We start from the raw sequence: 6,350 nt of genomic DNA on the forward strand, positions 1-6,350 counted from the left end.
GCTAAATTTCTCGTTTAAAGTCGCCGTTTTTGCCGCCTGTTTTTTCAATTAAATAAGTTGGGCCAATTACCATTCCCTTATCCACGGCCTTGCACATATCGTACACGGTTAAGGCGCAAACCGAGGCAGCTGTCAGCGCTTCCATTTCAACACCTGTGCTGCCCTTTGTTTTAACCGATGCTTCTATATGTAATATATACTGCTGCTGAACCTCTTCCCAAGAGAAGCGGACATTTACCCCTGTCAACGGTATCGGATGGCACATCGGTATAATGTCCCAAGTTTTTTTGGCCGCCATTACCGCCGCCACTTGGGCCACCGCCAATACATCGCCTTTTTTCATTTCATGATTCGTTATTTTTTGATAAATTTCGTTGCTCACTGTTATGCTGGAACGGGCGATCGCCGTGCGTGCCGTTTCCGGCTTGTCGCTGACGTCGACCATCTTAGCTCTGCCTTCTTCATTAAAATGCGTAAAATCAGCCATCATTACATGCCCCCCATCAAATGATACAATATTTTTTCACCAATGTCTGTGAAACTTTGAACTTTTATATGCAAAAAATAAGCTAAACGCGCTTTATTGCCGACCATCAAGGAATACGGTACACTATTCATAGGTAATAGAGGTGACAAAAAATGATTTTATTGCAGGTTAACCAACTTGAAAAATATTATGGTGCTGACCTTATTTTATCCAATATAAAGCTAGAATTACAAACCCGGGACCGTGTTGCCCTTGTCGGACGGAACGGTGCGGGTAAATCTACACTCTTGAAAATAATTGCGGGCGAACTTACGCATGACGGCGGCGAAATCATCAAACCAAAGGATGTCACAATCGGTTACTTAGCACAGAATACCGGCCTTGAATCCAATTTGTCCATTTGGGGGGAAATGCTGACCGTCTTTACGGGCCTTCAAGATATGGAAAAATCACTGCGCAGGCTTGAAGCGCAAATGGCTGACTCCACTATCTTTGAAGATTCGGTAAAGTACGACCGGGTATTAAAAGAATATGACGAATTGCAAGTGAAATTTAAAGAACAGGGTGGCTATCAATATGAAGCTGATATTCGCTCCGTACTGCATGGTTTGAGTTTCCAGGATCATAATGCGATGATTTCCAGCTTAAGCGGCGGACAAAAAACGCGTTTGGCACTGGGCAAACTCCTATTAACAAAGCCGGATATTTTAATTTTGGACGAGCCGACCAACCATCTCGATATTGAGACATTATCCTGGCTAGAACAATACTTGCAGGGCTATGACGGCGCCATATTAATTGTCTCGCACGATCGCTATTTTTTAGATAAGGTAGTTACAGAGGTTTATGAACTATCGCGCAAGCAAATACAACGTTTTCCCGGCAACTACAGTTCTTATCTTGAGCTAAAAGCCGCCAATTATGAACGTGACATGAAGCTATATGAAAAACAGCAGGGAGAAATTGCGGCGCTTAAAGATTTTATTCAAAGGAATATAGCAAGGGCCACGACGACAAAGCGGGCTCAAAGCCGGCGGAAGAAGCTCGAAAAAATGGAGCTCGTCGACAGGCCGCTCGGCGATGAAAAATCTGCTAGCTTCTCGTTTGATATTGAGCGCCAAAGCGGCAACGATGTGTTGACCGTTGATTCACTGGCGGTCGGTTATGATGGCGAAAAGGTGTCTGAAGGGATCTCCTTCCGTGTCTTTAAAGGCGACAGCATTGCGCTTGTCGGCCCAAATGGTATCGGCAAGTCAACGCTGTTAAAGACCATCATTAAACGATTGCCGTCCCTGGCAGGTTCAATTGCTTACGGAACCAATCTCTCCATCGGCTACTACGATCAGGAACAGGCAAATTTGACCTCGAATAAACGGGTACTGAACGAGCTATGGGACGAGTATCCGCTTAAACCGGAAAAGGAGATCCGGACAGTGTTGGGGAATTTCCTATTTTCCGGCGATGATGTTTTAAAAACAGTGTCTTCCTTGAGTGGTGGTGAAAAAGCGCGCCTGGCTCTCGCCAAACTAATGCTGGAAAAGGCAAATGTTTTAATCTTGGACGAGCCGACCAACCACCTTGACCTTGATAGCAAGGAAATTTTAGAGAATGCATTGATTGATTATCCGGGGACCCTTTTGTTCGTCTCCCATGACAGGTATTTTATTAACAGGATTGCCACCAGGGTATTAGAGTTGAGTCCGCAGGGCAGTACCGAATATCTTGGGGACTATGACTATTATGTTGAGAAAAAGCTCGAGCAGGAAGAATTAGCCGCGCTCGCCTTGGCCGACGCCCAAAAGAAGACGGCTGCACTTGAACCTGTGGATAAATCCAGTTATCAACTGGATAAAGAGACGAAAAAGCTTGAACGCCAGCGAAAACGTAAATTGGAAGAGATTGAACTGCGGATTACCGAGCTTGAGGAGCAGATTGAAAGCTTCGAACAACAATTATGTGACCCGGAAGTGTTCCAGGACCACGAAAAGGTACTGGAAATCAATCTGAAGAACGAAAAAGCGAAGGCCGAACTCGATGAATTGTTGGAAGAATGGGCGGAATTAGCCGAATAATAAATAACGCCGAGCCTTTTGGCTCGGTTTTTTGTTTAGATGTCGTGATTTTGTATTTTATCTGCAAATTATGGATGGATATCTACAAAATTTAAAGGATATCTACAATTGCCATATTTTCGACACATTCTTGTTTTTAATCAGGTCAAAATACCTACGTTTTCCACAAAGTTATTCACAATTAAAATACCATTATTTCAGGAGTTCTCTTCACTTTTCTACATTATCCACAGAAAAAGCCGGACTTATCCACACTATCAACATCAAAACGCGTTTTATCCACATTCTTACGATTTTTTAAAAAAAGTATCCACAAAACTTTTCAATCAAACGTCCGATTAAGAATATGCTTTACTAATCAATCGTTTAGTTAGTTTTGCACTTTTTTATGAATCCCAGCTGATCAAGGCTTTGGGTCCCTTTAATCAAACGTTTGGTTAGTATTAGGCTATACTATACAAACGTTTATTTAGCCCGCCGGACTTTTTAATTAATCGTTTGATTCGTTTTTTCCACTAAAAAACCCTCTCCTTAAGGAAAGGGTCTAATTATAAATTTCAATATCCAGGCCCGGATTTGCATTTAAAGCCAAATCGGCCCGGATGCCTTTTTCAAACATGACACTCCCGGCAGCGGCAATCATCGCCGCGTTATCCGTGCACAATTTTAACGGCGGAATGACCAGCTCGACGTCCCTGCCTGTAAAAGCAGCCTCAAGGGCATTTCTGAGCCCTTTATTGGCAGCAACCCCTCCGGCTACCAACACTTGCTTTACACCGTATTCAGCCACGGCATTGAGCGTCTTCGTTACCAGCACGTCAATGACACTGGCTTGGAAGCTCGCCGCCAAATTCTCCGGAGCAATCGTTTCGCCGCGTTGCTCGGCATTGTGGACTGTATTGATCACGGCTGATTTCAAGCCGCTGAAGCTGAAATCATAAGAGCCTTCCTCAAGCCAAGCCCGTGGCAAATCAATCGTCGGACTGCCTTCGTGAGCCAAGCGGTCAATATGCGGTCCTCCCGGATACGGCATGTTTAGTGTCCTCGCTACCTTATCATATGCTTCACCGGCCGCATCATCCCGGGTTTCACCAATTACCTCAAAGCTGCCGTGCTCTTTCATATAAACCAGTTCGGTGTGGCCGCCTGAAACGACCAGCGCCAACAAAGGAAACTGTAATTCGGTCACTAGCCGGTTCGCATAAATATGCCCCGCAATATGGTGTACAGGGACAAGCGGCTTGTTATGGGCAAAAGCCAGCGCTTTGGCGGCATTTACCCCGATTAACAGTGCACCGACCAAGCCGGGACCTTCTGTTACCGAAATCGCATCCACTTCAGCCATTGTAATCCCAGCTTGATCTAACGCCTCTTCCATGACAATCGTGATTTGCTCAACATGGTGGCGCGAAGCTATTTCCGGAACTACGCCGCCAAAGCGCTTATGACTTTCAATCTGGGAGGCAACCACATTCGCCGCAATTTCACGGCCATTTTTTATGATCGCAACAGCTGTTTCATCGCAGCTTGTTTCAATTCCTAAAATCCATTGATCCTTTTTCATAAATTCACCCACATTACTAATGCATCTTCCTGGTTATCCGAGTAATAGTTTTTGCGAATCCCGCCATTTTGAAATCCAAGTTTGCGGTATAGAGACTGGGCCACATGATTTGTCACTCTGACCTCAAGAGTCATGCTCCTTGCTCCCCTCTCCCTCGCGATAGACATCAGCTTGCGCAGCATCGCTTCTCCTAGCTTCTTGCCTCTGTATTCAGGCAGAACCGCAATATTTGTCACGTGAGCCTCATCAATGACAATCCAAACCCCGCAATACCCTATTACCTGATTATCCGTTTCAAGAACAAGATAAACTGCGAATTTATTGTTATATAATTCATTGTAAAAAGCTTCCCGACTCCATGGGACCGTAAATGAGGCATGCTCTACCTGCATTATTTGATCCAAATCCTCTTCCCGCATATACCGAAAAACAAACGAATCTTCCATTTCTCTCTACCCTTATCCATTTAAAGTTTTCCCCTTGGCCTCCAGCCATTTTGCCTCCGCCTCAGCCAGGCGAATGTAATTCGGAACAAATGTATGGATATCCTCGCCCGGCGTATCCCTGCCTAATAGGGCCAGTTCAGCCGGACGGGGATTTTGTTCCGTGACCGTTGCAAACATCGCTTTGGCCTTCAGTACCTCTTCAATCTTTGCGCGATGAATCGGCAAATCATTCCCGACAAATAAAATTGGTTCCTTGGATGAAGTTAGTTTCTCAACCCAATCCGCCAACATGACCAATTGATCCTGCTCTACGGCTACCAGGCTGCCATCCTTGTAATGATACAAGCCTGTATAGACTTGTCCCCGGCGCGCATCAAATATTGGGGAAATATATCCGGAAAAATATCGCCCTGGCCCAGCAGCTAAAATCTCTAAACTGGAAATCCCGACAAGCGGGATATTCAGCGTCCACGCCAAGGTTTTGGCAATGGTCACACCAATCCTTACACCGGTATAGGACCCCGGCCCTTTTGCCACGACAATTTTAGTCAAATCTGCAGGTGTCTTGCCGCAATCCTTCATTAAGGTTTGGATGGCCGGCATGATGCGGATGGAGTGGTTCTTTTTCAAGTTTGTTATATACTCGCCAAGTACCTGGTCCTCTTCTAAAAGCGCTACCCCCAACGTGTAATTGGAAGTATCGATTGATAATATCGTCATTGAAAAAGCTCCTTACATAATTCCTCATAACGTTTGCCCTTCGGCACGAGAACCAGTTTTCGCCGGTCCTCTTGTTCATGGTATAAGTAAATCGTCAACAGTTCGGCAGGCAGCTGTTCGTTAATCAGATGGGCCCATTCCACTACTGTTACACCATCGCCTTCAAAGTATTCATCAAAGCCGAGATCCTCCATGGCATCGGCAACACGATACACATCCATATGGTATAAGGGCAGCCGGCCCTGATATTCCTTTATAATCGTAAATGTCGGGCTATTGACCGTACGCTTTATGTCCAAACCCTTAGCCAATCCCTTAGTAAAAGTGGTTTTACCCGCACCCAAATCACCCTCTAGGGCGATCACATCCCCGGGCTGCAATTGCCCACCCAATTTTTCAGCAAATTGCGCTGTCTCTTCCGAATTGTACGTTACTAATTCAAATTTATCCATGCCATCACCTTTTAGCAAATCTATATCCTCATTGTACCTTAATTATTTGCAAAAAAAACCTTAGGAGCTCTCCTAAGGCTATTTATTTCCTATGTATTTAAAAATGAACATAAAAAAAGCCGAAACCATGTTTCGAACTTCATTTATATGCTATAAAAGTGGCGGTCTGGACGGGACTCGAACCCGCGACCTCCTGCGTGACAGGCAGGCATTCTAACCAACTGAACTACCAGACCGGATTGCGGGGGCAGGATTTGAACCTGCGACCTTCGGGTTATGAGCCCGACGAGCTACCAGACTGCTCCACCCCGCGACAATAAGAAGTATAAAGTTTACGTCATGCTAAAAGCTAACGTAGGACTGTATCAATCTCAGTAAGCTTATTCAAGCTGCAGTTCGATTGATACAACTCGCAGAATATTCAACGATGCATTGCTCGTTGCTCCACCCCGCGACAATAAGAATATAGTGTTTTAAAAACACAGCCTGGCAACGTCCTACTCTCACAGGGGCTTTCGCCCCAACTACCATCGGCGCTGAGAAGCTTAACTTCCGTGTTCGGGATGGGAACGGGTGTGACCTTCTCGCCATTGTTACCAGACTATTTAT

General features: G+C 45.2%; 6 protein-coding genes, 2 tRNA genes and 1 rRNA gene. 1 reads left to right on the top strand and 8 read right to left on the bottom strand.

Features of this window, described 5'->3' with window-relative positions; all coding sequences use genetic code 11:
- Position 1 precedes the first annotated feature (1 nt).
- A complete protein-coding gene (moaC, locus tag M3234_RS25090; protein WP_262307325.1) occupies positions 2-487 on the bottom strand; it encodes a cyclic pyranopterin monophosphate synthase MoaC in 486 nt (161 codons plus the stop codon).
- Between the two features lie 152 nt (positions 488-639).
- Between moaC and M3234_RS25095 the strand changes: the two genes are divergently transcribed.
- Complete coding sequence (locus M3234_RS25095) at positions 640-2,559, top strand: ABC-F family ATP-binding cassette domain-containing protein (protein ID WP_262307318.1); 1,920 nt, start codon at positions 640-642, stop codon at positions 2,557-2,559.
- 544 nt (positions 2,560-3,103) lie between these two features.
- On the opposite strand, the gene tsaD is transcribed toward M3234_RS25095, so the two are convergent.
- From tsaD to rrf, 7 genes are all read right to left on the bottom strand, one after another.
- Positions 3,104-4,123, bottom strand: coding sequence for a tRNA (adenosine(37)-N6)-threonylcarbamoyltransferase complex transferase subunit TsaD (tsaD, locus tag M3234_RS25100; protein ID WP_262307319.1), 1,020 nt, complete (start codon positions 4,121-4,123; stop codon positions 3,104-3,106).
- A complete protein-coding gene (gene rimI / locus M3234_RS25105; protein WP_262307320.1) occupies positions 4,120-4,569 on the bottom strand; it encodes a ribosomal protein S18-alanine N-acetyltransferase in 450 nt (149 codons plus the stop codon). Before rimI ends, tsaD begins: the two co-directional genes overlap by 4 nt.
- A 12-nt stretch (positions 4,570-4,581) precedes the next feature.
- The gene (tsaB, locus tag M3234_RS25110; RefSeq protein WP_262307321.1) at positions 4,582-5,289 is read right to left on the bottom strand and encodes a tRNA (adenosine(37)-N6)-threonylcarbamoyltransferase complex dimerization subunit type 1 TsaB; all 708 of its coding nucleotides are present in this window, start codon (positions 5,287-5,289) and stop codon (positions 4,582-4,584) included.
- Positions 5,286-5,741: a tRNA (adenosine(37)-N6)-threonylcarbamoyltransferase complex ATPase subunit type 1 TsaE gene (gene tsaE / locus M3234_RS25115; RefSeq protein WP_262307326.1), complete on the bottom strand. Its 456-nt coding sequence runs from the start codon at positions 5,739-5,741 to the stop codon at positions 5,286-5,288. The genes tsaB and tsaE overlap by 4 nt, the downstream gene beginning before the upstream one ends.
- A 159-nt stretch (positions 5,742-5,900) precedes the next feature.
- Positions 5,901-5,977: transfer RNA gene (locus M3234_RS25120), tRNA-Asp, on the bottom strand.
- 3 nt (positions 5,978-5,980) lie between these two features.
- A tRNA-Met gene (locus tag M3234_RS25125) sits at positions 5,981-6,054 on the bottom strand.
- Positions 6,055-6,225: 171 nt separating this feature from the next.
- Positions 6,226-6,342: ribosomal RNA gene (gene rrf / locus M3234_RS25130) — 5S ribosomal RNA — on the bottom strand.
- Between the last annotated feature and the right edge of the window lie 8 nt (positions 6,343-6,350).

Source organism: Neobacillus niacini, from assembly GCF_023715785.1.
Taxonomy (GTDB): Bacteria; Bacillota; Bacilli; order Bacillales; family Cytobacillaceae; genus Neobacillus; species Neobacillus niacini_E.